Below are 25,996 nucleotides of genomic sequence, written 5' to 3'. Positions count from 1 at the left end.
ATCCGTCGCGATTATGATAAATTCTTGATTTTTAGTCGCTGATGGTCTTAAGCTTCTCTCTGACTTTTGCCTCAATTTCATCTGATAGCTCAGGATTGTCCCGCAGCAGCTGCTTTACGCCATCTCTGCCCTGGGCCAATTTATTCTCTCCGTAGCTGAACCAGCTTCCGCTCTTTTTGATGACATCCAAATCAACGCCAAGGTCAACAATTTCACCCAGCTTTGAGATGCCTTCTCCAAAGACAATGTCAAACTCCGCCTTTCTGAAAGGAGGGGCCATCTTATTCTTGACAACCTTTACTCTTGTGCGGTTTCCGGTCGGATCATCTCCATCTTTGATTTGGTTTAACTTCCTCACATCCAGACGTACAGAGGCGTAGAACTTAAGAGCGTTACCGCCGGTTGTAGTCTCAGGATTTCCAAACATGATTCCAATTTTCTCACGCAGCTGATTAATAAAAATACAGCATGTGTTGGTCTTGCTGATGTTTGCCGTAAGCTTTCTAAGTGCCTGGCTCATAAGTCTTGCCTGCAATCCCATCTTTGAATCTCCCATCTCGCCCTCTATCTCAGCTTTTGGAGTAAGGGCTGCAACTGAGTCAATTACAACAACATCCACAGCTCCTGAACGGATAAGGCTGTCTGTAATTTCCAGCGCCTGCTCTCCGTTATCCGGCTGAGAAATAAGCAAAGTGTCAATATTCACTCCAAGTTTCTTTGCATAAGTTCTATCAAATGCATGCTCCGCATCAATGATTGCTGCAATGCCTCCTAGCCTCTGGGCCTCTGCAATTGCATGAATAGCAAGCGTAGTCTTGCCGCTGCTCTCCGGTCCGTAAATCTCTATCACTCTGCCTCTTGGATAACCTCCAATTCCCAGCGCATGGTCAAGTCCAATTGAGCCGGACGGAATAACAGAAACATTAAACTTAGGCTGATCTCCCAATTTCATAATTGTCCCCTTGCCAAAATCTTTTTCAATTTTGTCCAGAGTCGCCTGTAGAGCCTTTAGTTTTTCAGGATTTGTTTCCTGAGCCTTTGGCGTCTCTTTTGCCTCTTCCTTTACCTCTTCTGCTGCTTCAGCAGCCTTTTTCTCTTTCTCTTTAGCCATAATGGTTTAATTTTTTAAATGTGAATTTATGATGTTTACAAAGATACTCAGAAATGACTAAATTTACGCTATGAAAGAGAAACTTTTAGGCAAAAATATCGGTGAACTTAAGGAGATTTGCAAAGCCCTTTCCCTGCCCTCATTTGCGGGAGGTCAAATTGCGCAATGGCTTTATAAAAAGAGAGTTGCAAGTTTTGAGCAAATGACAAACCTTTCTCTTTTATCACGACAGAAACTTTCTGAAAATTACGCTGTTGGACTGGTACTGCCGGCTGAAGCGGCTGTGTCAAAGGATGGTACAAAAAAATATCTTTTTCCTTGTCATACAGGCTCGTTTATAGAGGCTGTTATGATTCCGGAGGAGGAGCGCGCAACTTTGTGTGTTTCTTCTCAGGCTGGGTGCCGGATGGGATGTAAATTTTGCATGACCGGCAGACAGGGTTTCAAGGGGAATTTGGATGCCGCTGAAATTCTCTCTCAGTTTTTTGCAATTCCTGAGGCTGAAAGGCTTACCAACGCAGTGTTTATGGGGATGGGGGAGCCGCTTGATAACCTTGAGAATGTGGAGCGCGCTATTGATGTGCTTACTGCGGAGTGGGGGTGCGGATGGAGTCCTAAGAGGATTACTGTCAGTACCATCGGGATTAGCAGCTCAGCTCCTCACGGCACTGATGAGTTGCAGAAACCGCTTCGCTTAAAGTCGCTGCGCTCCATGCGCTCAGCTGGTTTTGCAACTTCATCAGTGCCAGTAAAAAGCTCAGGCGATGCAATCGGCTTGCAGCAGCCCGCTCGCTTAAAGTCGCTGCGCTCCATGCGCTCGCCAGGCTCTGCTACGCCGATTGCTAGAGTTGCTGTGGAGTCTATGTTGCAGCGTTATTTGGATGAGACAAAGACACATCTGGCGGTGAGCATGCACAACCCGTTTGCTGAAGAGCGGCAGGATATGATGCCGGCGGAGGATCTTAACCCGCTTGACAGAACGTTGGAAATCATTAGGCAATATGATTTTACGGGACAGCGCAGAGTAAGCTTTGAATATATCATGTTCAAAGGCCTTAATGACAACAAACGACATGCAGATGCAATCATCTCAAAGTTAAGAGGTTTGGAATGCAGAGTCAACCTGATAAGATTCCATGACATTGGAGATACAAAATTTCAAAGTTCGCCGATGCCTGTGATTGAGCAATTTAAGGAGCGTCTTTGCAATGCGGGCATTACCGCTACAATAAGAGCCTCCAGGGGAGAAGATATTTTTGCGGCGTGCGGAATGTTGAGCGGTCTTAAAAATAAAAATGGATGAGGAAGTTTCTTGCAGTCATAACTGTTTTTCTTTTAGTTGTTTGCGGCAACGGTCAGCAGGCGGGGGCAATTACTCAAAAAGATACGTTAGCCGTAAATAAATCTGTCGGGAAGAAAAAAAGACCGGTAGTTGGTTTGGTATTATGTGGCGGCGGTGCAAAAGGAGCTGCGCATATTGGAGTGCTTAAAAGGCTGGAGGAGCTGCATGTCCCGGTAGATTTGATTGTCGGGACTTCTATGGGTGCGCTTATAGGTGGTTTGTATTCAATGGGTTACAGCGCAGACCAGCTGGATTCTTTAATTGGGAATGCGGATTGGTCTTATCTTTTGAGTGACAACTCTAAAAGGGTTGACGCATCTTTTTCCAGGAAGATGTCGGATGAAAAATACCTAATAAATTTGCCATTCTACAACTTGAGGGCCGGCGGAAGATTAAGCAAGGTGCAGAGGGATACGGCAAAAATTAATGCAGAAAAAATTGCAAGAAAAAATAGCGGTAAAACATCAAAAGATAACAAAGCTAATAAGGCTGCAAATGTTTCCGCAACTGATAACTCGCGCTCACAAGAAACATCTTTAATAGGCAGATTGCCAAGTGCTTATATAAGCGGACAAAATGTTCTTAATCTGCTCAACGGACTTGCAATAGGGTACCAGGATTCAATAGATTTCAAAAAACTTCCAATCCCGTTTGCGTGCATGGCTACTGATTTGGCAACCGGAGAAGAGGTTGTTTTGGATCATGGCTATCTTCCTCTCTCCATGAGAGCCAGCATGTCAATTCCGGGAGTATTTGCCCCTGTTACAATTGACGGAAAAGTTTTGGTGGATGGTGGTGTTGTGAATAATTTCCCGATAGATATTGCCCGCAAAATGGGTGCGGATATTGTGATTGGCGTAGACGTTCAGAATGACTTGCTTAAGGCTGGTGACTTGAACTCAATTGATAAAGTTTTCAATCAGCTGATTGGCCTTATGGGAAATGATAAATTCCTTAAGAATAAGGAAGATGCAGATGTTTATATAAAGCCTGATGTTTCAAAATTTGGCACTTATAGTTTCAGCAAAAGCGCAATAGATACTTTGGTAGCAAACGGGTATGCCGCCGCGTTGGTTAAGGATGAAAGGTTGCAGTCTCTTCTGAGAAAAACGGGGCCGGCAAATTTTCATGGAACAGACCAGGAGAAGAATTCCTCCGCCAGGGAGATTTACCGCTCAAAATTTAAGATTGGCGAGATAGGGATGGATGGAGTTTCTCCAAATGATAAAAAGTGGCTGCTTAACCTAGCCGGAATTTCAGAAAACAGTACTGTAAGCGGAGCCCAGATTAATGAAGCAATATCATTATTTATTGGAACTCAGGCATTTTCACAAGTTGCTTATCAGCTTGCGCAGCAAAAGAGCGGGGAGGAAAAACTGACTTTTATTTTTAAGAAGGGACCAACTAACATCATAAGTTTTGGAGCGCATTATGATTCAGAAGAGGCGGCGGCACTGCTGCTGCATCTTGGAATTCACCAATATGATTTGCATGGTTCCAGATTTGGAATTACAGCAAGGCTAAGTTATAATCCTTACATTAAAAATGAGTATACTTATGTCTTCAGACATTTTCCGCGCTTTGTGGCGATGTATGAATTTGGTACTAGAGATTTAAACATCTATAGTTCAAATGTTTCCAAAAATAATATTTCATACATATATAACGGAGTGGAAGCATGTTTTGCAAATATGTATTTGAGAAATTTTGATATAAAAGCGGGAGTAAAAATTCAGAATTTTAAATTCACAAAATTTTTATCTGACTACATAAATGAATCTGATTATACTTTAAAAGCACGCAGTTATGCCAGTGTTTTTGCAGATGCAAAAATGGATAATCGGGACAGTAAATATTTTGCCAAAAGGGGAATGTATCTGGATGCGTCCGCTGAGTATTACTTTGCAGGGTTCCATTCCGGATTTAACAGATTTGCAGCTTTTCGCCTTGGTTATCATCTGGCAATAAATCTTACTCATGATTTTGTGCTTATCCCTTATATTTATGCAAGAGTAACTCTCAACAATAAGTCGGAATTTCCTTTTTACAACTTTGTAGGTGGCTCAGAGGAAGGAAGATACATAGATCATCAGATTCCGTTCATTGGGATAAATTATGCAAACGCAATGAATAAATCAGTTGCGGTTGCACGGTTGGATTTGCGCAAAAAAATTGGCAAAAAACATTATGTTTACGCTATCTGCAATTATATGAGAACAGAGGGCAATCTTGGTGGAATAATAGATATTTCCAAAGGTGGTTATTGGGGTGCCGCTCTCAAATATTCTTATGATACTCCGCTTGGTCCGCTCAGTTTTAATCTTCACTGGTCAGATTATAACCACAAAGTAGGAGCTTATGTATCACTTGGTTATTACTTTTAGACTATGACAAAGGAACAGGCGCTTAACAGATTGATGGGGGAGTGCAGCCGCAATGAGATGTGCAGCGGACAGGCGCGCGCAAAGTTGGAGAAGTGGATGGCGGCGCAGAAAACTGTTGTGCTTACACAACCTGATATAGAGGAGATTATAAAGACTCTTGTCAAAGAGAAATTTATAGATGATGCAAGGTTTGCAGGGGCTTATATTCGCGACAGATATAAATTTTATGGTTGGGGACCGCGCAAAGTGGAGTTCCAAATGAAAACTCTTGGAATACCTGTCGAGATTATAAAAGAGGCAATTGAAACTGAGTCAGAGCTTGCCGCAGAGACTCTTAAAAAAATTGTTGCCGCAAAAAGCTCTGAGGTTAAAAGACGTTCAGAAAGAGCAACATCGCACAAAAATGATGATGATACGGCAGATGAAAGCAGCTCCTATAAAGTTCAACAACAGGCGCGTGCAAAGATTATCAAGTTTGCGCTCTCCAGAGGTTTTGACTACGGAGAGATAATGAAAGCCATAAAGGAATAAAAAAAGCCCGAATCACTTCGGGCTTTTTTCTATTCAACGTTAATCAACTTTTGCTGCTTTTTAATTTGATCCTCCTGCAATTTAGGAATCTGAATATTCAAAATTCCATTGTTAACTTTTGCAGAAATTTTTTCTTTATCTGCATTGTCAGGAAGCGTCATAACTTGCTGGAATTTAGAGTATGAGAACTCGCGTCTCAGGTAGTGGCTATTCTCCTTGCCCTGATTGTTCTCATTCTTTTTCTCCATGGAGATTATAAGGTTATCGTTCTCATCTACATTGACCTTGAAATCTTCCTTGGTCATTCCCGGTGCTGCCACCTCAATCTTATAATCTTTAGCATTTTCAATGACGTTTACTGCAGGTGCAGAAGCGTTAGCTTTAATCATCCAATCATCGTCGCTGAAGATATCATTAAAGATACCTGGTAACCAGCTCTCATTGTTTCTTCTTAAAATTGGCATCATAATAAAATCCTCCTATTTTTAAATTAATTTATTATTAAATATTATCTTGAAAACTTCTCTTTGATTTCTAATCTCTGTTCATTTTCAAAGACACTTGGGTAAATCGCAAAGGCTGTGCCAGCTGAAAATCAGGAAGTTTTGACAGCGTTAAGATTATTTTTGGTGACAATTTTTCAGAAAGACTGAAATTTTTTCAGTCTTGGGGGATATTCCTTATTTGATTATATTTGTGGCGTTATGGAAAATCTTAAAGAACGTCTGGATACGTTGAGGAGGTCTCTTTGACTATGACAAGAAAGTCAAGGAGATAGCTGAAGGTGAGAAGGTTGCTGCGGCACCTGATTTCTGGAATGACGCTAAGAATGCAGAGGCGTTCTTAAAAAAACTGTCGGGAATAAAATATTGGGTCAATGCTATTGACTCCCTTAAAAGAGAGGGGGAAGACCTTGACGTGCTTAAGGAGATGGGGGCGCCGGAGGAGGAGATTGCTCAGCAAGATGCTTTGGTTACCAAGCATTTGGAGGAGGTTGAATTTAAGAGCATGTTGTCTGCGGAGGGAGATAATCTTGGCGCGCTGGTTAAGATTAACAGCGGTGCGGGCGGTACGGAGAGCAATGACTGGAGCAGCATGCTTATGAGGATGTATACCAGATGGGGAGAACGCAATGGCTATAAAGTGACTGTAACAGACTTGCTTGCAGGTGATGAGGCGGGAATTAAATCCGTTACTCTTCAGATTGAGGGCGATTATGCTTACGGATATTTAAAGGCGGAGAACGGAGTGCACCGTCTGGTGAGAATTTCCCCGTTTAACGCACAGGGCAAGAGACAGACAACTTTCTCATCTGTATTTGTTTATCCGCTTGTAGATGATTCAATAGAAATTGTGATTAATCCTTCAGATTTGGAGTGGGATACTTTCCGTTCCAGCGGTGCCGGAGGACAAAATGTAAATAAGGTTGAGACGGGTGTAAGAGTTAAGCATATCCCGACAGGTATTGTTGTGGAAAATACGGAGACACGCTCTCAGCTGGATAATAGACAGAATGCGCTGAGAATCTTGAAGTCACACTTATATGAGCTGGAGCTGGAGAAGAAGCGGGATAAGCAGGCGGAGCTGGAAGGGCAGAAGAAAAAGATAGAGTGGGGTTCTCAAATTCGCAGTTATGTTTTGCATCCGTATAAGATGGTGAAGGATGTGCGTACCGGGATAGAAACGGCTGATACGCAAGGAGTTCTGGATGGAGATTTGAACGCTTTCATGAAGGCGTTTTTGATGGGCGTCAGAAGAGGAGACAATAAGAATGTTGATGAAGAGTAGAAAAATTAATGATAAATAATTGCTCGCAAGAGCTTGGAAAAATAAAGATTATGGAAGAATACAAATACAATCCCATGTTTGAACTTGGCAAGGATACTACTGAGTATCACTTGCTTAAAGATTCAAAAAAATATGTAACCGTTGGAAACTTTGAAGGTCATAAGATTTTAAAAGTTTCTGCGGAAGGTTTGAGAATGCTCTCAAAGCAGGCATTTCATGACATTGCTTTTATGTTGAGACCATATCATAATGAGATGGTTGCAAAGATTTTGGATGACCCTCAGGCCAGTGAAAATGATAAGGCGGTTGCTCTGACTTTTATGTTAAATGCAGATGTGGCTTCTAAATGTCAGCTGCCTCTTTGCCAGGATACGGGCACGGCAATTATTTTTGGCTGGAAGGGAGAGAACGTTTATACCGGAGGCGGTGATGCGGCTGCTCTGGAGCATGGAGTTTATGATACATATACAACTGATAATCTGCGTTATTCACAGACAGTTGCCTTTGATATGTATAAGGAGAAAAACTCCGGAAACAACATTCCCGCACAGATAGAAATTTTTTCTCACGACGGTGATGAGTACAAGTTTTTATTCATGGCAAAAGGTGGCGGAAGCGCAAACAAAACATATTTGTATCAGGAAACAAAAGCGCTTCTTGCACCGGATAAACTGGAGAAGTTTTTAATTGAGAAGATGCGTTCTTTGGGAACTGCGGCATGTCCTCCTTATCATATTGCATTTGTAATTGGAGGAACTTCTGCAGACTTGAATCTCTCTACGGTTAAACTTGCATCTGCAAAATATTATGATGCGCTGCCAACTAAGGGCCTTGGCAACGGCCAGGCATTCAGGGATGTAGAGATGGAGCAAAAACTTTTGAAGGATGCGCAGGAGCTTGGAATTGGCGCTCAGTTTGGCGGCAAATATTTTGCGCATGATGTTAGAGTGATAAGACTTCCGCGTCACGGAGCCTCTTGTCCTGTTGGACTTGGAGTAAGCTGCAGCGCAGACAGAAATATTAAAGCAAAGATTAATGAGGACGGAATTTGGTTGGAGACATTGGACGCAAATCCTGCCCGCCTGATTCCGGCCAAGTTTAAAAATAGCAGCTCCGCTTTTGAGGGTGGCGTTCATATAAATCTGAATCGTCCTATGAAAGAGGTGCTTGCAGAGCTGACCAAACATCCCGTTTCTACTTTCCTTCTGTTGGACGGAACTATCATTGTTGCCCGCGATATTGCGCATGCTAAATTGAAGGAGCGTCTTGATAAAGGAGAGGGGCTTCCTCAATACATTAAAGATCACCCGGTTTACTATGCCGGTCCTGCGAAAACTCCTAAAGGAATGCCGAGCGGTTCATTTGGCCCAACAACAGCTGCGCGCATGGACCCTTATGTAGATTTGTTCCAGGATAACGGGGGCAGCATGATTATGATTGCTAAAGGCAATAGAAGCCAGGCAGTTACAGACGCATGCAAAAAGCACGGCGGATTTTATCTTGGCAGCATAGGCGGTCCTGCTGCAATCCTTGCACAGGATAACATCAAGAGCGTCAAATGCATAGAATATCCTGAGCTTGGAATGGAAGCCATCTGGCAGATAGAGGTTGTTAACTTCCCTGCGTTCATTTTGGTAGATGACAAAGGCAATGATTTTTTCAGTAAATTCGAGGGCCGTTAGTCGGATATGAAAAAGATAAATTGTTCAATATTACCTTTCTGCATCCTGTTATTTGCAGGAATTTTGTGCAATAATGTCAATGCGCAAGATGCTAAGACGTTAGCAAGGAACCATGCAGTTGATACTGTATTCAACAAGAAATTGGAGTGCAGTATAATTTCTAGAGGTGATAATTTTCCCGACAGATGTATTAATAGGGACAGCGTTTATTTTTTGTTTGCCGCTCTTCACAAAAATATTGATATTAAGGATTTTGCATTAAAAACAAATTTCTCCATGTCAAAAACAGATTCTATTTTGTCTTTGTTGGAGGGCAAAAATTTGGTTCACCAAATTAACGGAAAATATAAACCCACAATTTTTGTCTGTTTGACTGAGGATGGGGAGAAATTATTTTCCTATGCTCATCCGATATCTGAGCAGATAGCCAATGTGATTGAGGAAAATCTGTCGGGAATAAAAAGAGATTTTTCAAAGACGGGAATGGCCGCGATTGGTAATTTTGAACATTGGTCTTTTTTCATTTTGAGTGATGTGCTGTTAGATAACTGGCAGATTAGCAATGTGGAAAGTGATTTTTTGAAGGCGCCTGAGCGTCCGCTTAGACACGGAAAAAATTATTATTGCCGCATTTCTGAGGGGAATTCAGAGAGGGAAGCGTTTGGCATTTACGGAAATCAGGTAGGAAAAATCAGTGTTTACGGGAATAACCGTAAGCACTGCAATTTGTCTGAAACAGGGAATGTTGTCTCTGCTTCAGATAATGAAATACTTGAGACAATGGCTCAAAAGTTTCTGCCCAAGTTGCTTAAAGTTTTGGAAAATAACAGAGCCTATATGGAGAACATTTATGTTAAATCTGGTTACTCCAATGAAATAACCTTCAATGAGTTTTGCATTTGGTGGTATCATTTCATTTATACGCAAACTACAGATTTACTGGCATCTAGAGGCATATTGCAAATTCCGGAGAGCGGAAATTTTGTGTATAAATTTTAAAAGCCGGCTGCTGTTTTTACCAGCTTCCTCCGGCACCTCCTCCGCAGAAGCCTCCGCCTCCGCCGCCAAAACCGCCGAAACCTCCAAAGCCGCCTCCGCCGGAACCGCCGCCAAAGCCGCCAAAGAATGGCCTGTCAAACCCGCCTCCGGTGTTGAATCCGCCGCCGCGGCCGATATGTCTGCCGTGTTTGTGCTCATAAATTTTAGCTGCAATTATACCGCCGAAAAACAGAAGAAGGAATACTAAGATAAATATGTCATGCGGACTTTCTCCATCATCTCCGCTGAACTCATCTGAAGAAATCTCACCGGCTGCAAGAGGGAAAATCAAACTAAGAGCATCATTAATTCCGTCATAGTAATCATTCTCTCTAAAGGCCGGAATAAGACGCAGTTGTATAATTCTCTCGCACATTGCGTCTGTAAGAACACCCTCCAATCCGGAGCCTGTGGAGATGAAAACTTCACCACTCTCATTTCCGATTTTTGGCTTTACAAGCAGAACAATTCCGTTAAGATATTTTTTCTGTCCTACATCCCAAGTTTTTCCTATTGTGCGCGCATATTCCTCTTTATCAAATCCGTACAGAGTTGGAACAATTACAATTGCAATTTGGTTAGAAGTTTTTCTGGAGAAATCTTCACAGCGGGTTTCCATTGCGGCAACTTGTTCCGGAGTTAAAATTCCTGTGTAGTCATTGACCAATCTTTGAGGATTGGGAGCTGCCGGAATTGCATCCGCAGCTGAGTTAAATTTAGAAGAAGATTCTTTTTGTTCTGCGGCATCCAGCGCAGACTCCGCCGCTTTAATCTGCTCATCTCCAACTGGTACGTAAGGATCTGTTGCAAGCGTGGAACCAAAAGATGTTCCTATTACATTGCCGTCTTTATCTTTTTTAACGGCGGCTTGCAGAGATTTTTCTGCAGCATTTGTGCTTGCTTTTTTTATTGAGTCCGCGGCAAGCAATCTGATATTTTGATTTGCAGCCGCAGGTTGCACGGCAACATTTTTTGCAGCCGCAGGTTGCTTTGCAGCACTCTGGACTACAGCTGATTTTGCGGCCGGTTGTGCAGCAGTCTTTTGCGCTCCGGCAGGTATTGCCGCAGCTGCAATAAAGCATAACGCCGCAAGAACAGCAGCGCATTTATTTCCCAAAAGATATCTCATCGCTCTGTTCATTTACATCATCCGCCGTGTGCGGGAACTCTTTCTTAAGCAATTCTCCCGTGCTTAGAATTGCATTGCATATTCCGCTGGCATACTGTCCTTTAGAGAAATCTTCAGACATTGCCGAGCGGATGTCATTCCAATAATTATCCGGAATAACTCTGTTAATACCGTCATCTCCAATGATTGCAAACTTGCGGCTTTTCTTTGCCACATAAATCAATACTCCGTTGCGCGCTGCTGTCTTGTACATGCCAAGCATGTTGAAGACATAAATTGCCCTTGCTAAAGGATTATCCTCTTTGCATTCGCTCTCTATGTGCACGCGAATTTCTCCGGATGTATTCAGCTCCGCTTTTTTTATAGCGGCCACTATCATCTTCTCATCCTCTTTGGGAATCAGACGTTTAACAAACCACATGATAAAAATAAAACTGTCGGGAGTAAGATAATTTTCTTATTCCCGACAGTAAATTATTAAAGATTAAAATTCAACTTTTGGAGCTGTTTCTGAGCCTGCGGCTGCCTCAAAGTAAGGTTTGGTCTTAAAGCCGAACAGACCGGAAATCACGTTGTTAGGGAATTTCTGCAGATACGTGTTGTAGTTCTTTGCAGTATCATTAAAGTTGTTGCGCGCAACGTTAATTCTATTCTCTGTTCCCTCCAGCTGACTTTGAAGTTCCAGGAAGTTTTCATTTGCCTTAAGGTCCGGATAATTCTCCTGAATCATAAGCAGTTTGCCAAGCGCGCTGCCAAGTTCACCTTGAGCATCATTAAATTTCTTAAGTGAAGCCTCGTCCAAATTTGCAGGATCAACTTTTATTTGAGTAGCCTTTGCGCGAGCCTCTACAACTCCCTCTAGCGTAGATTGTTCATGCTTTGCATAACCCTTAACGGTGGATACCAGATTAGGAATCAAATCTGCTCTTCTCTGATAGGTGTTTTCTACGTTGCTCCATGCAGTGTTTACAGCCTCACGCTGTTTAACCATTGAGTTATAGGCCTTTATGCCCCAGATAACTAGTACCGCCAAAATGACGAGTACTACTATTAGTCCTGAACATCCTTTTTTCATAATTGTAAGTATTTGTTATAGTTGTAGTTCTAGTGCTTGCGTACACATCTGATGGAAGCTCCCATATCATCCTTTGTTGCGTAATTGAAAGGGAAGTTTGGCAGATTGTAGTATAAGTATCTGTAATATGCATTGTTAGAGTCCATTTGAGTAGAACTCCAGAAGAATGCATAAGCATTTAATCCTGTGAAATAGTGATAATTATTTGAACAGCTTCCTGTTGCAAGCGCGTTCCATCCGAACTTGTTTTTCATGGTTACCTTTGCTGCGTAAGGCCAGAATTTTGTCCCGTTGCATTTTGCATTTACCATGACCATCTCTCCAAGACCTATCCAGTTATCAAGAAAACCTACTGCACTTCCTTTCAGAGCTTTAGCAAGATCTTCCCAATCCTCGTTCGTAGGCACCGTCCACCCCGGAGGACAAGCTCCCTGAGGACCGCCGCCAAGGCCTGAACCTGAAACTTTTCCTGTTGCATCATTCCAATTATATAGTCTGCCAAAAAGATATCCTGCATCATCGGCATTTGCGTATCCGCTGCCGCTGCCTTTATAATTAAGGTTTTCTGCAAACCAGTCCAGATTGCCAGCCGTAGTTATGTAATAATATTGGTTGTCTCTAGGATCTTTGATGGAATCGGTAGGAGCGGAAACATCTGTTAGAGAGTGTCCTATGTAAGGAACGACAGTATTGCAGTATTGAGTTGCTGTTGTTCCGTAATATCCTGTAGCAGAGGCTGCTTCCGTAATTGAATATGTGGCCAGCGAGTCCGGTACAACAAAGGTGGCCTTTACCCCCGCAGAACCTTTTATAGTATCATCCGTCATAGTGGAATACCACTTGTAAGTTACTCCGGATGAAGGAGTTGTAATACCCCCTGCTGTAAGCGTATAACTTTTCCCTGCAAGCGAATATAATGGAACAGAAAACTCCATATTTCCCTCCATGTAATCTTCATCATCGCTTGACTTGTGACATCCCGTTGCAAACAATGCCGCAACCGCCAGGAGCATCCAAAATTTATTAAGAGAACTCAATTTCATTATTTCTTCTAGTGTTTGATTGCAAAAGTACGTTTTTTTGCACTTAAAATGAATTATTTCTAAATTTGCCTATCGGTGAGCCAAAATCGTGCCATCGCCTTGAGGCTGCACGCAACTATAATATCTAAAGTTATGTTTAGGAAAATAGAAAGGCGCTTTGCGGGTGCCGCAGCTGTTTTATTGATGGCTATCTTTACAGGATGCAATAAGGGCAATGATTACATTGCGCTGACAGGTGTCGCCCAGGGTAGTACTTATCACATTGTTTATGAACCTGTTGATAGTTCCTCTGCTAGTGTCAGGGATAGTGTGAATCTGTATTTCAAGCAGATAGACAATTCCGTATCGGGGTACGATTCAACGTCTCTCCTTTATAAATTCAACAATAACCTGCCCGTAAAACCGGATAAAATTTTCATTGACAATTTTGTTGCATCTCAGAAGATGTACAAGGTAAGCAATGGGGCTTTTGATGCCTCAAGCGCTCCGTTGTTTGACCTGTGGGGGTTCGGTTTTAAAAATAAGGCTAACGTTACAAAGGCAAAGATAGACAGCATAATGCAGTTTACCGGAATGGAACACTTTAAGCTTGTCGGGGATTCCATTACAAAGGATGATCCGCGCTGTGAGCTGAATTTCAATGCGATTGCACAGGGATATACCGCAGATTATTTTGCCGAAAGATTCAGAAAGATGGGGATTAAAAATTTTATGATAGAAATAGGAGGGGAGATTTTTGCACAGGGTGTAAATCCTAAGGGCAAGGAGTGGAACATTGGAGTTGACAAGCCTGTTGACGGGAATAATTCTCCCGGCGAGATGATACAGGATGAAATCCGCATTTCAGGCAAAGGGCTTGTAACCAGCGGAGACTACAGAAAATATTACGTGGAGAACGGCAAAAAATATGCGCACACCATTAACCCAAAGACTGGCTATCCTGTGCAGCATAATTTGCTGAGCGCAACCGTTGTAGCTCCAAACGCAACAGCAGCAGATGCTTACGCAACATATTTTATGGTAGTGGGATTGGAAAGAGCAAAAGAAATTATTGCAGAAACTCCTGATATTGAGGCGCTTTTGATTTACGGAGACCAAAACAATATGAAGCAATATGTTTCCGAGGGGATGAAGAAAATGACAAAAGAGACAAAGTAGATTCTATCTGTCGTGATTATTATCATCCCGACAGATATTAATTATATAACTATGAACAAGCACTTAATTGACAGTTCTAAAAACATTTCCAGAAGAAATTTTCTGAAAACGTCCATTGCCCTTGGCGGCATTTCTTCTTTAGCTATTCTTGGCGGTGAAAGTTTTGTGACTTCATCTGCGTCGGGCTTTTTAGGTTCCGGTTTTAAGACAAAAGAACAATTTGATACTATAATTGCAAATGGATTAGTTTATTGCGGAGACGGCAAGGCTCCATTGAGAGCGGATGTGGGTTTGAAAGATGGAAAAATTTCCGCGATTGGAAAACTTGGCAAGAGCTGCAAAGAATTTGTGGATGCAAAAGGGCAGGCTGTTAGTCCCGGCTTTATAGATATTCACACTCATACCGATACTAATTTGCTTGAGGCTCCGCTTGGGGACAGCAGATTGTTCCAGGGCGTAACTTCCGATATTGCAGGTAATTGCGGCGGTTCTCCTTTCCCTTATTCAGATGCAGAGTATGAGGCTGCAAAAGGGACAAAGCGTTTTGGATATCCTTTCTGGAAAAACGTTGACGGATTTTATGACGCTTTAAGGAAGAATACAATTGGAATTAATTTTAAGAGTTATACCGGACAAGGCACTCTTAGACACGTAGTTGTAGGTGACAATAATGTTCCATGTACTCCTGACCAGCTTAAGCAAATGTGCTATTTGCTTGACCAGCAGATAGAAATGGGAAGCATTGGGTTGTCATTTGGTTTGGAATATACTCCAGGTTCTTATGGCAGCAGAGAGGAATTTGTTGAGCTGCTTAAGGTTGTTGCAAAGCGCAATGCGTTGTATGCAATTCACATGAGAAATGAGGATGACCGCGTAGAACAGGCTATTGCTGAGGCGATTGACTTGGCACGCGCATCCGGAGCAAGATTGGAAATATCTCACCTTAAGGCGCAAAATGAAGCCAATTGGGGAAAGGTTCCAAGCATGCTTAAGTTAATTGATGATGCCGTAGCGAGCGGTATGGATATTTGCTTTGACCGCTATCCTTACACAGCTTTCTCTACAGATATGGAAACTTTTGTTCCTCTTAATGACAGGCAGGGAAGCAACGAGGATGTTATAGCAAGATTGAAAGACCCTGTAAAGTCCAAGGCTATAGGCGAATATGCTCTTAGCAGAATTAAGAGGCTAGGCGGTCCTCATTGCGTTTTGGTTGCCGCTTGTTTTGCTCCTGGCAATGAAAAATATTCAGGTAAATTCATAGATGAGTGCTGCGCTATTTCAGGAATGGAAGTATGGCCAATGATTCAGTACCTTTTGATTTCAGAAAATCTTGGTGTTCAGATTGCAGGCTTTGCAATGAAAGAGAGCAACTTGCGCGCAATATTAAATCACCCTCTTGCAATGGTTGCATCAGACGGAAGCGTATATTCTCCTAACGGACGGCTTGGTACGGAGATGCCTCATCCGCGTTCTTATGGGACATTCCCTAACTATCTTGGCAAATATGTAAGAGATGAAAAATTCTGTGATTTGCAAACTGCAATTTACAAATGCACCGGACTTCCTGCTCATCAGCTGAGGCTGAAAGAGAGAGGTTTGCTGAGGAAAGGATATGCTGCGGATGTTGTTGTGTTTAATCCTACAACTATCGCTGACATAGCAACTTATGCAAAACCACACCAATTCCCTCGCGGTATTGAGCATGTATTTGTAAATGGTGCTCATGAAATTTCAGGCGGCAAATATACAGGCTGCAAACTTGCAGGTGTAATATTGTAGACAGTATAAATAGCAAATAAAAAGAGCGGTGCCGTTTTTAGCGCCGCTCTTTTTTATGTTGTTAAAATTATGCTAGTTCAAATTTTTATCAATTATTTTAAGCAGGCTGTAACTGCCGCTGCTTGCATCTTGCAGCAGCTGCCATATCATTATTCCGCCGTAACCGTTGGAGTTTATGTATGCGCATTTATTTGCAATTGTAAAGCGTCCGTTGTATAGGGTTTTTGTGCCGGATGCCTTTCCGGCAACCTCGTCAGTGTCTGCATACTCTATCCCATAATGACTTAATATGGAGGCAAATGTGACTCCGTATGGAGTGTGGCCGATAGCTGCAGGATAACTTACGGTGTCCCATGTATAGCCGTAGAAAGGAACACCTCCAAGCAGTTTCTTTTTATCTATGTTTGGAAACTTTTTCATCAAAGTTTCAAAGTTGCTTTGGAAAGAAGTATATGATGCGTGCTGTGAATTTGCAGTTGACCAAACATTATGGTCATAGCTCATTAGACTTGCAAAATCCAGTACGTCAAAAAATCCCGAAACATAAGGATCATATTCTGTTACGGCCGCAGTGATTAAAAAACCGGATGGAGCCGCGGCTCTGATTTCCTTTGCAAGGTTGTATAAATTTTCAGCCTCTGTTGTTCCCCAGCCGCTGCGCTCTTCATAGTTGATATCTACACCGTCGAGACCTTTAGATTTGCTGTATGCAATTATATCCTGTACCAGAACGGCCCTTTTTGCGGCATCATCCAGTACCTCTGTAAAGTACAGACCTTTAAGTGATAACGAGTACAGCTGCATCAAAACTTTTACATTGTTGTTGTGAGCTGCGGAGATAGTATTATCAATATTTCTGTCTAGTCTCCTTGTATTAAGATGTCCGGTGCTTGAGACTCTGCCGGAACTGAGAATGATATGTGTTAAACACTTCCATCTCATCTGCGATAGCTGTACGCTGTTAGCAGATGTGGAATCCATAGGAAGATAACCCACAATCTTTAATGAATGTGTTTTTGTTGTGGTAGTTGTGTCAGGCTGGGAAGGAGTAGGGTTAACCGTTTTGCTTCCTCCGCCGCACGCGGATAGCGTAAATAAAAACATGTAAGTAGTAAGAGCGGTGCATGCAAGAGCTTTATTAAGTTTCATATACTTTAATAAGTGTCCAAAAAAATCAATTCCCTTTCTTCTTCTCAGTCTCATCTTTCTCAAAGGCCCCAACTATCTTTGTAACAAGAGGATGGCGAACTATGTCATCTTTTGTAAAATCTATTATTGCAATGCCTTTTATCTTTTGAAGAAGTTTTATTCCTTTTGAGAGTCCGGAGTCCTCTTTGTTTGGAAGGTCAATTTGCGTCATGTCTCCGGTGACAATAAACTTTGCATTATTTCCCATTCTGGTAAGAAACATTTTAAGCTGTCCCAAAGAGGTATTTTGCGCCTCATCCAAAATAACAAACGCACCCTCCAAAGTCCTGCCTCTCATATAAGCCAGCGGAGCAATTTGAATTGTTCCCTCTTCCATCAAAATTTTAAGTTTTTGAGGAGGTATCATATCCAGCAGCGCATCATATAAAGGTTGCAGATACGGATCAAGCTTATCTTTTAAATCTCCGGGCAAAAAGCCAAGTCTCTCTCCCGCCTCAACTGCGGGTCTTGTAAGAATCAGCTTCTTTACCTCTCTGTTTTTTAGCGCTCTAACTGCCAGAGCTATAGCGGTATATGTCTTTCCTGTTCCAGCCGGCCCTATGGCGAAAATCAAATCGTGAGTATAATAGTCGCTAACCAGTTTTTTCTGATTCTTTGTGCGCGCCCTCACAATCTTTCCCTCATTTCCAAAGACAATGATATCTCCCTCATCTCCAAGGTCTCCGCGTCTGCTGCGAGGGTCAACATTATCCTCTTCTGCATATTCGCTGGGCATTCCCATGGGAATATCATCACCATTTCCAAGAGGAGACTGCGGACTTTCAAACACTTGGTCCACATCATCAAGATTTAAATTGCGCTTATGCTTTCTGGTGTCTATCAAGACATTAACCGAATGTTCAAAATTTGTAATGTCCTTGTAGCTACCCTTTAGCATTATACAATTGCCGCGCGGCGTAATTTTTAATTGCGGAAAATATTTGCCCAGACGGTTGATAATCCTATCATTGACTCCAAAAATATCAATTGGGTCAATCTCTTTAAGCTCAATTTTTTTCTCTGCCATTATATTTAAAATGCGCTTTTAAAACATTTACTGCGCACAAATGTAGTTATTTTTAAACGCTTATTTCTCCAGTCTTGCGGAAACATACATACCGGGACGGAACTGGGGATTATTGCCGATTATTTTGGCATAAACCTGCGTAGAGTGGTTGACCTGGTCTATATTCTGCCCTACGGAGACTATTGTTGCATAGAAAACTTTCTTTCCAAAGCCATTGACTCTGAATGCTATATCTTCCCCAACCTTAAGGGCTGTAACATCTTTTTCATAAGAAGTAAGGCAAAGCATTGGAGCTGTCTTGTCCATGATTTCACAAAGAGATTCTCCTGCCTGCATATACTTTCCAACGTTCATGTAAACGTTTCCTACATAGCCGCTTATAGGGGCTCTTACAATTAGCAGCTGCTGAATACCTTTTTGCAGCAATGCGGCAGGTGAGAATCCAAGCAGTCTAAGTTGTGCGGCGTCTGATTGAACTTTACTCTCCATAGATAAATATTCGGCCTTGCTCTGCTGCAATTTTTTCTTGGAAGCTGCCTCGTTCTGGGCAAGAGTTGTCTGGCGCTCAAATTCAGTTTTAAGAAATTCAGCTTGAGCGTGGCTGTCTAAGTAGCTCTGTTGCAATGAAATAAATTCGGGGTTCGCGACAGTTGCTACTACGGCTCCTCTGGCAATGAACTGCCCGGGCAGAAGCGAGGTGCTTTTAATTTGTCCGCCCATTGTCATTGAGACAGTTGCATGTTTTTGAGGAGTAGCTGTGATTGAGCCGTTGAAAATAATTTCATTTGGCTTTGAAGTTGCGGAAGTAACTCCGTCAATGCCTGAAGCTTCTCCATTTGAGGCAGTTGCATCTGATGCTGTTGCGGATGTGTCTTCAGATATTGCTGCAGAAGTGTCTGCGGCTTGTGTGTTCTCTTGAGCAGCGTTGTCTTGTTGTTTCTTGCCGCCGCATGCTACAAGTGCAAATAAGCAAAGAGTAAACAGAATCTTTTTCATATTTTTTTATTTATATAATTCATATTCAAGTGCGGCTATATTGTATTGATATACAGTCTCTATATAGCCTCTTCTAATATTGCGCGCAGCCGTTACGGACTGGATAAAATCTGCAACGCTTATGTCGCTTTGCTGCAGCTGAAGTTTTGCGCTTTTTGTAAGTTCATCTGCAGTTTTAAGAGCGGAGCCTTTGTAATATTTTAAACTTTCGCTTTGCTTGTGCAATTCTGCGGATAGCTCGCTTACTTTATTTTTCAGTTGTCTGATATTTGCCTCAGCCTCTGTTTGAGCAGAAATCGCAGCAAGTTTTGCCTGTCTGATTTTGCTCTTCTGAGGAAGGAAATATAGCGGGAAAGAAACTCCTACCATCCACGCATTCAAATTCTTAAGAGGGCGTATATCTTGGTTGGTATAACCTACGCTCAGTTCCGGAAAGAAGTGGCTTCTCTCTACATTTACCATTGCTTGTTTCTCAGCAGCCTGGCTGTTAAAATAATTTACATGCGCATCTGATAAAGAAAGGGAGTCTGCATTTGTGTAAAAAATGGAGACAGATGAATCTGCAGGGTAAATGTCATTGTCAGTGTAACAAGCCCATTTAAAGCGGCTTAGAGCAACCTTTGACTCCTCTTTTGCCTGATACAGCTGGTTATGCAAAGCGGCAGCATCTGATGACATCATGTTCTTTTCCAGCAAATTTATCTCTCCCTGCTGATATCTGATATCTGCAATCTTCTGTAAATCAGTGGCCATCTTCTCCTGGTCTTCATACATGGCGCAAAGATTTTGTGTGTACTGGCAATAAGCCCAGGCTCTTTTAACCTCTGCAGTAACCTCTTTCTCAACCATTTGTTTGAAGTAAGTGTTTGTGCTTACTTGCTTGTTAACTAATGTGTTTTTATAAAAAGGAGTGAACAGGGAGCCAAGACTTTGTTCAACATTAATTTGCCTATCTTTTTTATCGTCGCTATTTATTTGTCCCCATTGGTATTTGAAAGTTGTAGGTGTCGCCTCCAAAATTTCTCCGCGTGAAGCTTTTGCCTGCTCAATTGCCAGTGCTGCACTTTTAAGACGCGGACTGTTTTGATGTGCAAGCTGTATAGCCTGTTCCAATGTAATAGCCTCTCTTCCAGTAGGATTGACTTGCATTTCTTTTCCGCTTGCAACCTGTATCTCTTTTACGGTTGAAGTTTGCTGTGCTGACATTGCTGCAGGAATTAGCAACAGCAAAGGAATAATTGCAAAGAAAGGAATATGGAATTTCTTTCCCGGCCTTGCCCATGCAAAGAATGAGTGAACTACATTATAGAACAAAGGCAATATAATAAGTGTAAGTATTGTAGAAATTATAAGGCCTCCAATCACGACAGTTGCCAAAGGACGCTGTACTTCAGCTCCTGCGGAAGTTGCGATAGCCATTGGCACAAAGCCAAGCGCAGCTACCAAACCTGTCAGGCAAATTGGCCTTAACAATTGAGGTGTTCCCTCTTTGATAATTCTGTTTGTAGATAAGTGGTACATAGACCTGTTTCTGATTTCGTTAAAGTGATTTATCATTAAAATTCCATTTAGCACTGCAACTCCAAACAGAGCAATAAATCCAACTCCGGCAGAGATGCTGAACGGTAATCCTCTTATCCAAAGCGCTAGTATTCCGCCGATTAAAGAGAGAGGTACCGTGGAGAATACCATAAGCGTATATGTGATGTTCTTGAATGCAAAGAATAGAAGCAGCATAATTAGCAGCAGCGCAACAGGCACTACTACTAACAGAGTGTGAATTGCTTTCTGTAAATTTTCAAACTGGCCGCCATACTCAAAATAATATCCCGGCTTAAGCTTGATATTTTTGTCAAGAACTTTTTGGATATCGGATACAACTTGCTGAACATCTGCATTACGCACGTTCACGCCAATTGCAATTCTTCTCTTTGTCTCATCTCTGTTAATTTGAAGAGGTCCGCTAACAAGTTCTACGTCAGCAAATTCTGTGATTGGAACTTGGCTCCCGTCTGCAGTGCGGACAAATAATCTGTTCAAATCAAAGTCAGCCAACTTCTTCTGGTCCAGACGTACAACCAAGTCAAATTTTCTCTCATTTTCAAATACGGCGCCGCTGACTTCTCCAGCGTAGGCGGAGCGTATGATTGTATTTAAATCCTCTATGTTTACTCCGTATTGTGCAATCTTGTCTCTGTCATATTTTACAATCAGCTGAGGCAGTCCCATTGTTTGTTCAACGCTTACATCAGATGCTCCCTTTACATTTTTCTCTATCAGGGCTGCAGCCTCTTTTGCTTTGATAGCCAGCTCTTTAGTGTCCTCTCCATAAAGCTTGACTGCAATGTCCGCCTTGGAGCCAGTCATCAATTCATTAAAGCGCAACTGTATTGGTTGGGAAAATGTAATTTCCGCTTTATTCTCCAGAGGTTTAAGAGCTTCCTTCATTTTTTCTACCATTTCCGGGCGGCTCTTTGCACTCTTCCATTGTTTGAAAGGCTTCATAATTATCATAATATCAGCATCCTCAACAGCCATAGGATCTGTCGGGACCTCAGCGGTTCCAATCTTTGCAACTACATGCTTTACCTCCGGGAACTTACCAGTCAGTATTGCTTCCGCCTGATTGGTAAGTTTGATACTCTCTGTTAATGAGCTTCCTGCGGGTAGAGTCATCTGCATTGCAAAGTCTCCTTCATCCAAAGTAGGGATGAATTCCGCACCTAATTTTCCAAAAATAAATAAGGATACTACAAGCGCACCAAGTGCGATATAAATTGTCGGCCATTTCCATCTCTTTCCAAGACAAACCTTTAGCGTTGCCTGATACTTTACATTCAGCCATGCAAAGAAACGGTCGGAAAAAGTTTTCTTGTTGCTCTTCTGTTTTTTCAGAACAAGAGAAGCCATCATAGGAACATAAGTAAGTGACAGCAGTAACGCTCCTATTATACAGAATATCAACGTCTTTGCCATAGGGGTGAAATATTTTCCCTCTATGCCGCTTAGTGTAAGAATTGGGAAGAATACAAGCAGGATGATGAATACTGCAAAAGTTGCGGAGCGTGTAACTGAAGAGGCGCCCTTTTCAACTTCCGTGTCCATTTCTTCTTGCGTAAATTTTTTCCCGATAAAATCTTTTCCGTATATGTGCGCCAGTATTCCCTCCAGGATTACAATGGAGCCGTCCACCACAATTCCAAAGTCAACTGCACCAAGGCTCATTAAATTTGCGGTCACGCCAAAAATTCTCATCAGAATAAACGCAAACAGCAGAGCCAGAGGGATTATGGAAGCTACAATAGCACCGGCCCTTACATCTCCAAGGAAGATTATAAGTACCAGAAGTACAATGATTGCGCCCTCAATAAGATTATGGATAACTGTCGTGATATTTCTCTTAACTAGTTCAGATCTATTAAGATACGGTTCTATATGAACTCCGGCAGGCAAAAGGTTCTGAACTTTTTCTACGCGTTTTGCAAGTTCCGCCGTTACAACATTTGCATTTGCTCCCTTAAGCATCAATGCAATTCCGCCGACGCACTCACCCTTGCCGTCCATTGTCATTGCGCCAAAACGTTTAGGTGCGCCAAAGTTGACAGTTGCAACATCATTAATGTGGATAGGAATTCCATTCCTATTGGTAATCACTATTTTACCAATATCATTAATGTTATTTATCATACCCTCGGACCTTATATAATAGGCATGGCCTGTTTTTTCTATGTAGCTTCCTCCGGTATTTTGATTGTTCTTGCTCAGCGCGTCAAAAACGTCGCTGATGGTTATGTTCAGAGCAAAAAGCGCATCTGGGTCAACTGCGACTTCATACTGTTTTAAGTATCCGCCGAAACTGTTAATTTCTACTATGCCGGGTATTCCGGATAGTTGCCTTTTCACTATCCAATCTTGTATTGTCCTAAGTTCCATTGGATTGTACTTGCTGCGATATTTTGGATCTACCTTAAGGATATATTGATAAATCTCTCCAAGACCTGTTGTGATTGGCATCATTTCAGGCATCCCAAGCTCCGGCGGAATTTCACCGGCGACCGTCTGAATTTGCTCACTTACAAGCTGTCGCGCATCCATCACAGGAACGTTTTCTTTGAAAACAACCGTAACTACGGAGAGTCCAAAACGGCTGACAGAACGTATCTCTTGTACGTTCATGATATTTCTCATTGCAATCTCTACGGGCATAGTAATCAGCTTCTCAACCTCTTGCGGGGCAAGGGTAGGTGAGACTGTTACAATTTGCACTTGATTGTTTGTGATATCGGGCACCGCATCAACTGGCAGAGTCAGCATTGCATAAATGCCGCCGATAAGCAAAAAGAGAACCGTCAGTCCAACAAAAACTTTCTTCTTGACTGAAAAATCAACAATTGAATTCGACATAACCTGGCTTTAAAATTTGAGGGACAAATATAATAATATAGTTTATAATTATTCAAAATTAAATCACTCTATCCTAACAAGGTGTTTGTTTTTAATAAAATCATAGGTGCGCTTCATTTTAGAGAAAGCAGCCTTCTGATTTGGCGTAATTGCTCCTGTCAGATAATCAGAAGAATTCATAAATTCTTCTATCGGGACAACAGTATAGTCTTGCAAAAACTCACCTTTTCTAAAGCACCAGGTGTATTCCCATTTTGGCATCGCGATAGATATCTTTCCGGTAAAATTGTTCTTAACAAAAAATAGCTGCAGAAATGTACCTACCTGTGTATAAGCTGGATCGCTCTGATTAGAGATATAATTTCCCATTGAGTAGAAAACAAGTTTTTTAACATTTCCCGCATCTGAACTGCTGTCACTTTCTTCTGGGCCTGGGACGGATTCCATATAGATATAGGCCTCTTCAGGGACGTGGGGGTGGCTGCCTACAATCACTGTAACTCCCTCTCTGAAAAGCATTTTAGTCCATTGTTTTTGTTCGGCCGATGGTTCCAGATGATACTCCTCTCCCCAATGCGGGCAGGCAATTATTACGTCCGCTTGTTTGTCCCTTGCCCTTGCAATAGTTTTCTTTACTTCCGTACTGTCCAGCAAATTAACGTAATACGGCTCGGGAACCGGCATGCCGTTAGTGTCATAAGTAAAATTTATAAAGGCAAATTTTACACCCTTGATTGTAAAAATAATTGGATCTTGCTCAACCTCATCTTGTTTGCTTTTATAAACTCCGGTTGTGGGTTCGCCGATGGATTCATAATACGCAAAAGTATTTTTCAATCCCGCCTCTCCTTTATCCGCTATGTGGTTGTTTGCCATAAGGAAAAGTCCTATTCCGCTCTCCTTTGCCGCCTTTGCTATTTCCGTTGGGGCGGAGAAATTTGGATACCCGCTGTAAGGTTTGGTTCCCACAGTCATCTCCATGTTGGCAACCATAAGGTCCGCCTTTTTAAACCTGGAGGTCATATATTTAAAAGCATCATCATAAACGTAATCCAATCCATCTCCCATCCTGAGCGCAGCCTCAATTTGTCCTCCGTGCTGCATAACATCTCCTGTAAATGAGATTTTTATAGTGTCAGAAGAGGCAGGCAGCTTGTAGGTCTGAGCAACTGTTGAACCTGTCGGGAATAAGATAGTAAAAGAGATTAGAGCAAACGCTGTTAAAATCAGGTGGCGGAATTTAAGTCTGCCGCCATAAAAGGAGTTCTTCATAATTAGGCGTAAACTGTTAATAATTAGGATGTAAATATACGCTATTTTTTTGTGATTTAGCGCATAATTTCATACATTTGCGCCACTCGCGGCGGCTTTTTTTTAAGCCGGCAATGTTGAGCTAATTATCATTTACCGTTCTGATTATGAAGAATAAAATACTTCTTGTTGCTGTTATTGCACTTATACTTGGAGGGTGCGATTGGGTTAGGAGCAGATTGGATTTGCCCACTTCCAAAGATATTGCCGCAAAGAAAGCCCTTATTATACAGAGGGAGATGCAGCTGGATTCTGCAAGGAATGTCAAGACAGATTCTTCCGCAGTGATGGCTGTAAAAGATAGCAGCAGAAGTTTGATGGGAGAGGACTCTGCGGAGATGAGTGCCGCAACGCAAAGAGCGGAACAGCAGAGGATTGCAGATGAAGAGGCGGTGAGAAAACTGGATGCTCAGCAAAAGGCAATTCAACAGCAAAAGGCGGAGCAGCAAAAAGCTGAACAGCTGCAAAAAGCAGCACAGCAAAAGGTGGCGCAGCAACAAAAATTGGCTCAGCAGAAGCTTGCACAACAGCAGAAAGTAGAGCAGCAGAAACTTGCACAGCAACAAAAGATAGCACAGCAGCAGAAGCTTGCACAGCAGCAGAAGCTTGCACAGCAGCAAAATGTGGCTCGGCAGCAGAAGATAGCGCAGCAGCGGAATGTGGCAGCACAGCAACAGAAGGCAGTGCAGCAGCAAATCCCTCAGCAACAAAATGTTGCGGTTCAGAAGGATACTCCTTCTCCGTTGAGATACCGGTATTACTTGATAGTAGGCTCATACAAACAGGCAGCAAGCGTGGAGAAAAGATTGAGGCAGCTTAGAAACATGGAGGCAAGTCCCGTAGCCATTCCACTAAAGAACGGACTTACAATGGTTTCTGCAGTTGGATTTAATTCTTTGCAGGATGCTCAGGCAGCTATATCTGATGTACAGGATATTGCCCCGGACGCTTGGGTTTACAGCAGGGCAAGAGGTTTGCATAAGTAGGAATTACTAATTAAAAAAAAA

At 42.2% G+C, this 25,996-nt stretch carries 19 protein-coding genes and 1 pseudogene; 9 read left to right on the top strand and 11 right to left on the bottom strand.

Annotated elements, in window-relative coordinates; translation table 11 throughout:
- Nucleotides 1–31: 31 nt before the first annotated feature.
- Nucleotides 32–1,111, bottom strand: a complete 1,080-nt coding sequence (gene recA, locus LKM37_01305) for a recombinase RecA (protein ID MCI1719658.1) — start codon at nt 1,109–1,111, stop codon at nt 32–34.
- 70 nt (nt 1,112–1,181) lie between these two features.
- Between recA and LKM37_01300 the strand changes: the two genes are divergently transcribed.
- From LKM37_01300 to LKM37_01290, 3 genes are read left to right on the top strand one after another with little or no spacing between them, the layout of a single operon-like run.
- Complete coding sequence (locus tag LKM37_01300) at nt 1,182–2,414, top strand: radical SAM protein (GenBank protein ID MCI1719657.1); 1,233 nt, start codon at nt 1,182–1,184, stop codon at nt 2,412–2,414.
- Nucleotides 2,411–4,837, top strand: a complete 2,427-nt coding sequence (locus tag LKM37_01295; protein MCI1719656.1) for a patatin-like phospholipase family protein — start codon at nt 2,411–2,413, stop codon at nt 4,835–4,837. The genes LKM37_01300 and LKM37_01295 overlap by 4 nt, the downstream gene beginning before the upstream one ends.
- Nucleotides 4,838–4,840: 3 nt before the next feature.
- Nucleotides 4,841–5,368: a RecX family transcriptional regulator gene (locus LKM37_01290; protein MCI1719655.1), complete on the top strand. Its 528-nt coding sequence runs from the start codon at nt 4,841–4,843 to the stop codon at nt 5,366–5,368.
- A gap of 29 nt (nt 5,369–5,397) precedes the next feature.
- Here the strand turns inward: LKM37_01290 and LKM37_01285 are convergent, their stop codons facing one another.
- The gene (locus LKM37_01285; protein ID MCI1719654.1) at nt 5,398–5,835 is read right to left on the bottom strand and encodes an Hsp20/alpha crystallin family protein; all 438 of its coding nucleotides are present in this window, start codon (nt 5,833–5,835) and stop codon (nt 5,398–5,400) included.
- Nucleotides 5,836–6,072: 237 nt separating this feature from the next.
- Between LKM37_01285 and prfB the strand changes: the two are divergent.
- From prfB to LKM37_01270, 3 genes and pseudogenes are all read left to right on the top strand, one after another.
- Nucleotides 6,073–7,156: pseudogene (gene prfB / locus LKM37_01280) on the top strand (peptide chain release factor 2).
- Nucleotides 7,157–7,206: 50 nt separating this feature from the next.
- Nucleotides 7,207–8,838, top strand: coding sequence for a fumarate hydratase (locus tag LKM37_01275; protein MCI1719653.1), 1,632 nt, complete (start codon nt 7,207–7,209; stop codon nt 8,836–8,838).
- A gap of 6 nt (nt 8,839–8,844) precedes the next feature.
- Nucleotides 8,845–9,837, top strand: coding sequence for a hypothetical protein (locus LKM37_01270; protein ID MCI1719652.1), 993 nt, complete (start codon nt 8,845–8,847; stop codon nt 9,835–9,837).
- A 16-nt stretch (nt 9,838–9,853) separates the two neighbouring features.
- Here the strand turns inward: LKM37_01270 and LKM37_01265 are convergent, their stop codons facing one another.
- The 4 genes from LKM37_01265 to LKM37_01250 form a co-directional block, all read right to left on the bottom strand.
- The gene (locus LKM37_01265) at nt 9,854–11,005 is read right to left on the bottom strand and encodes a TPM domain-containing protein (protein MCI1719651.1); all 1,152 of its coding nucleotides are present in this window, start codon (nt 11,003–11,005) and stop codon (nt 9,854–9,856) included.
- Nucleotides 10,983–11,426 carry a TPM domain-containing protein gene (locus tag LKM37_01260; GenBank protein MCI1719650.1) on the bottom strand — a complete coding sequence of 148 codons (444 nt, stop codon included), beginning with the start codon at nt 11,424–11,426 and terminating at the stop codon, nt 10,983–10,985. The genes LKM37_01265 and LKM37_01260 overlap by 23 nt, the downstream gene beginning before the upstream one ends.
- A gap of 63 nt (nt 11,427–11,489) precedes the next feature.
- Entirely contained in the window at nt 11,490–12,080 is a 591-nt protein-coding gene (locus tag LKM37_01255) for a LemA family protein (GenBank protein ID MCI1719649.1), read from the bottom strand.
- 29 nt (nt 12,081–12,109) lie between these two features.
- Entirely contained in the window at nt 12,110–13,093 is a 984-nt protein-coding gene (locus tag LKM37_01250) for a hypothetical protein (GenBank protein ID MCI1719648.1), read from the bottom strand.
- A gap of 162 nt (nt 13,094–13,255) precedes the next feature.
- Here LKM37_01250 and LKM37_01245 point away from each other — a divergent pair, with 162 nt between their 5' ends.
- Entirely contained in the window at nt 13,256–14,281 is a 1,026-nt protein-coding gene (locus tag LKM37_01245) for an FAD:protein FMN transferase (protein MCI1719647.1), read from the top strand.
- Between the two features lie 51 nt (nt 14,282–14,332).
- Complete coding sequence (locus LKM37_01240; GenBank protein MCI1719646.1) at nt 14,333–16,063, top strand: D-aminoacylase; 1,731 nt, start codon at nt 14,333–14,335, stop codon at nt 16,061–16,063.
- Between the two features lie 72 nt (nt 16,064–16,135).
- Here LKM37_01240 and LKM37_01235 read toward each other — a convergent pair whose 3' ends face one another.
- The 5 genes from LKM37_01235 to LKM37_01215 all read right to left on the bottom strand — a co-directional run bounded on the left by LKM37_01235 (nt 16,136) and on the right by LKM37_01215 (nt 24,950).
- Nucleotides 16,136–17,212 carry a glycosyl hydrolase family 18 protein gene (locus LKM37_01235; GenBank protein MCI1719645.1) on the bottom strand — a complete coding sequence of 359 codons (1,077 nt, stop codon included), beginning with the start codon at nt 17,210–17,212 and terminating at the stop codon, nt 16,136–16,138.
- A gap of 25 nt (nt 17,213–17,237) precedes the next feature.
- On the bottom strand, nt 17,238–18,278 hold the full coding sequence (locus LKM37_01230) for a PhoH family protein (protein MCI1719644.1): 1,041 nt from the start codon (nt 18,276–18,278) through the stop codon (nt 17,238–17,240).
- 60 nt (nt 18,279–18,338) lie between these two features.
- A complete protein-coding gene (locus tag LKM37_01225; GenBank protein ID MCI1719643.1) occupies nt 18,339–19,274 on the bottom strand; it encodes an efflux RND transporter periplasmic adaptor subunit in 936 nt (311 codons plus the stop codon).
- Nucleotides 19,275–19,280: 6 nt separating this feature from the next.
- Nucleotides 19,281–23,678: a CusA/CzcA family heavy metal efflux RND transporter gene (locus LKM37_01220; GenBank protein ID MCI1719642.1), complete on the bottom strand. Its 4,398-nt coding sequence runs from the start codon at nt 23,676–23,678 to the stop codon at nt 19,281–19,283.
- A 63-nt stretch (nt 23,679–23,741) separates the two neighbouring features.
- Nucleotides 23,742–24,950, bottom strand: a complete 1,209-nt coding sequence (locus tag LKM37_01215; protein MCI1719641.1) for a CapA family protein — start codon at nt 24,948–24,950, stop codon at nt 23,742–23,744.
- A gap of 146 nt (nt 24,951–25,096) precedes the next feature.
- Between LKM37_01215 and LKM37_01210 the strand changes: the two genes are divergently transcribed.
- On the top strand, nt 25,097–25,975 hold the full coding sequence (locus LKM37_01210) for an SPOR domain-containing protein (protein MCI1719640.1): 879 nt from the start codon (nt 25,097–25,099) through the stop codon (nt 25,973–25,975).
- The last annotated feature ends 21 nt before the right edge of the window (nt 25,976–25,996 follow it).

This window comes from Bacteroidales bacterium (assembly GCA_022647615.1).
Classification (GTDB): domain Bacteria; phylum Bacteroidota; class Bacteroidia; order Bacteroidales; family UBA932; genus Egerieousia.
Note: the sequence above shows the minus strand (reverse complement) of the source record. Positions and strands in the feature narration are given on the sequence as shown.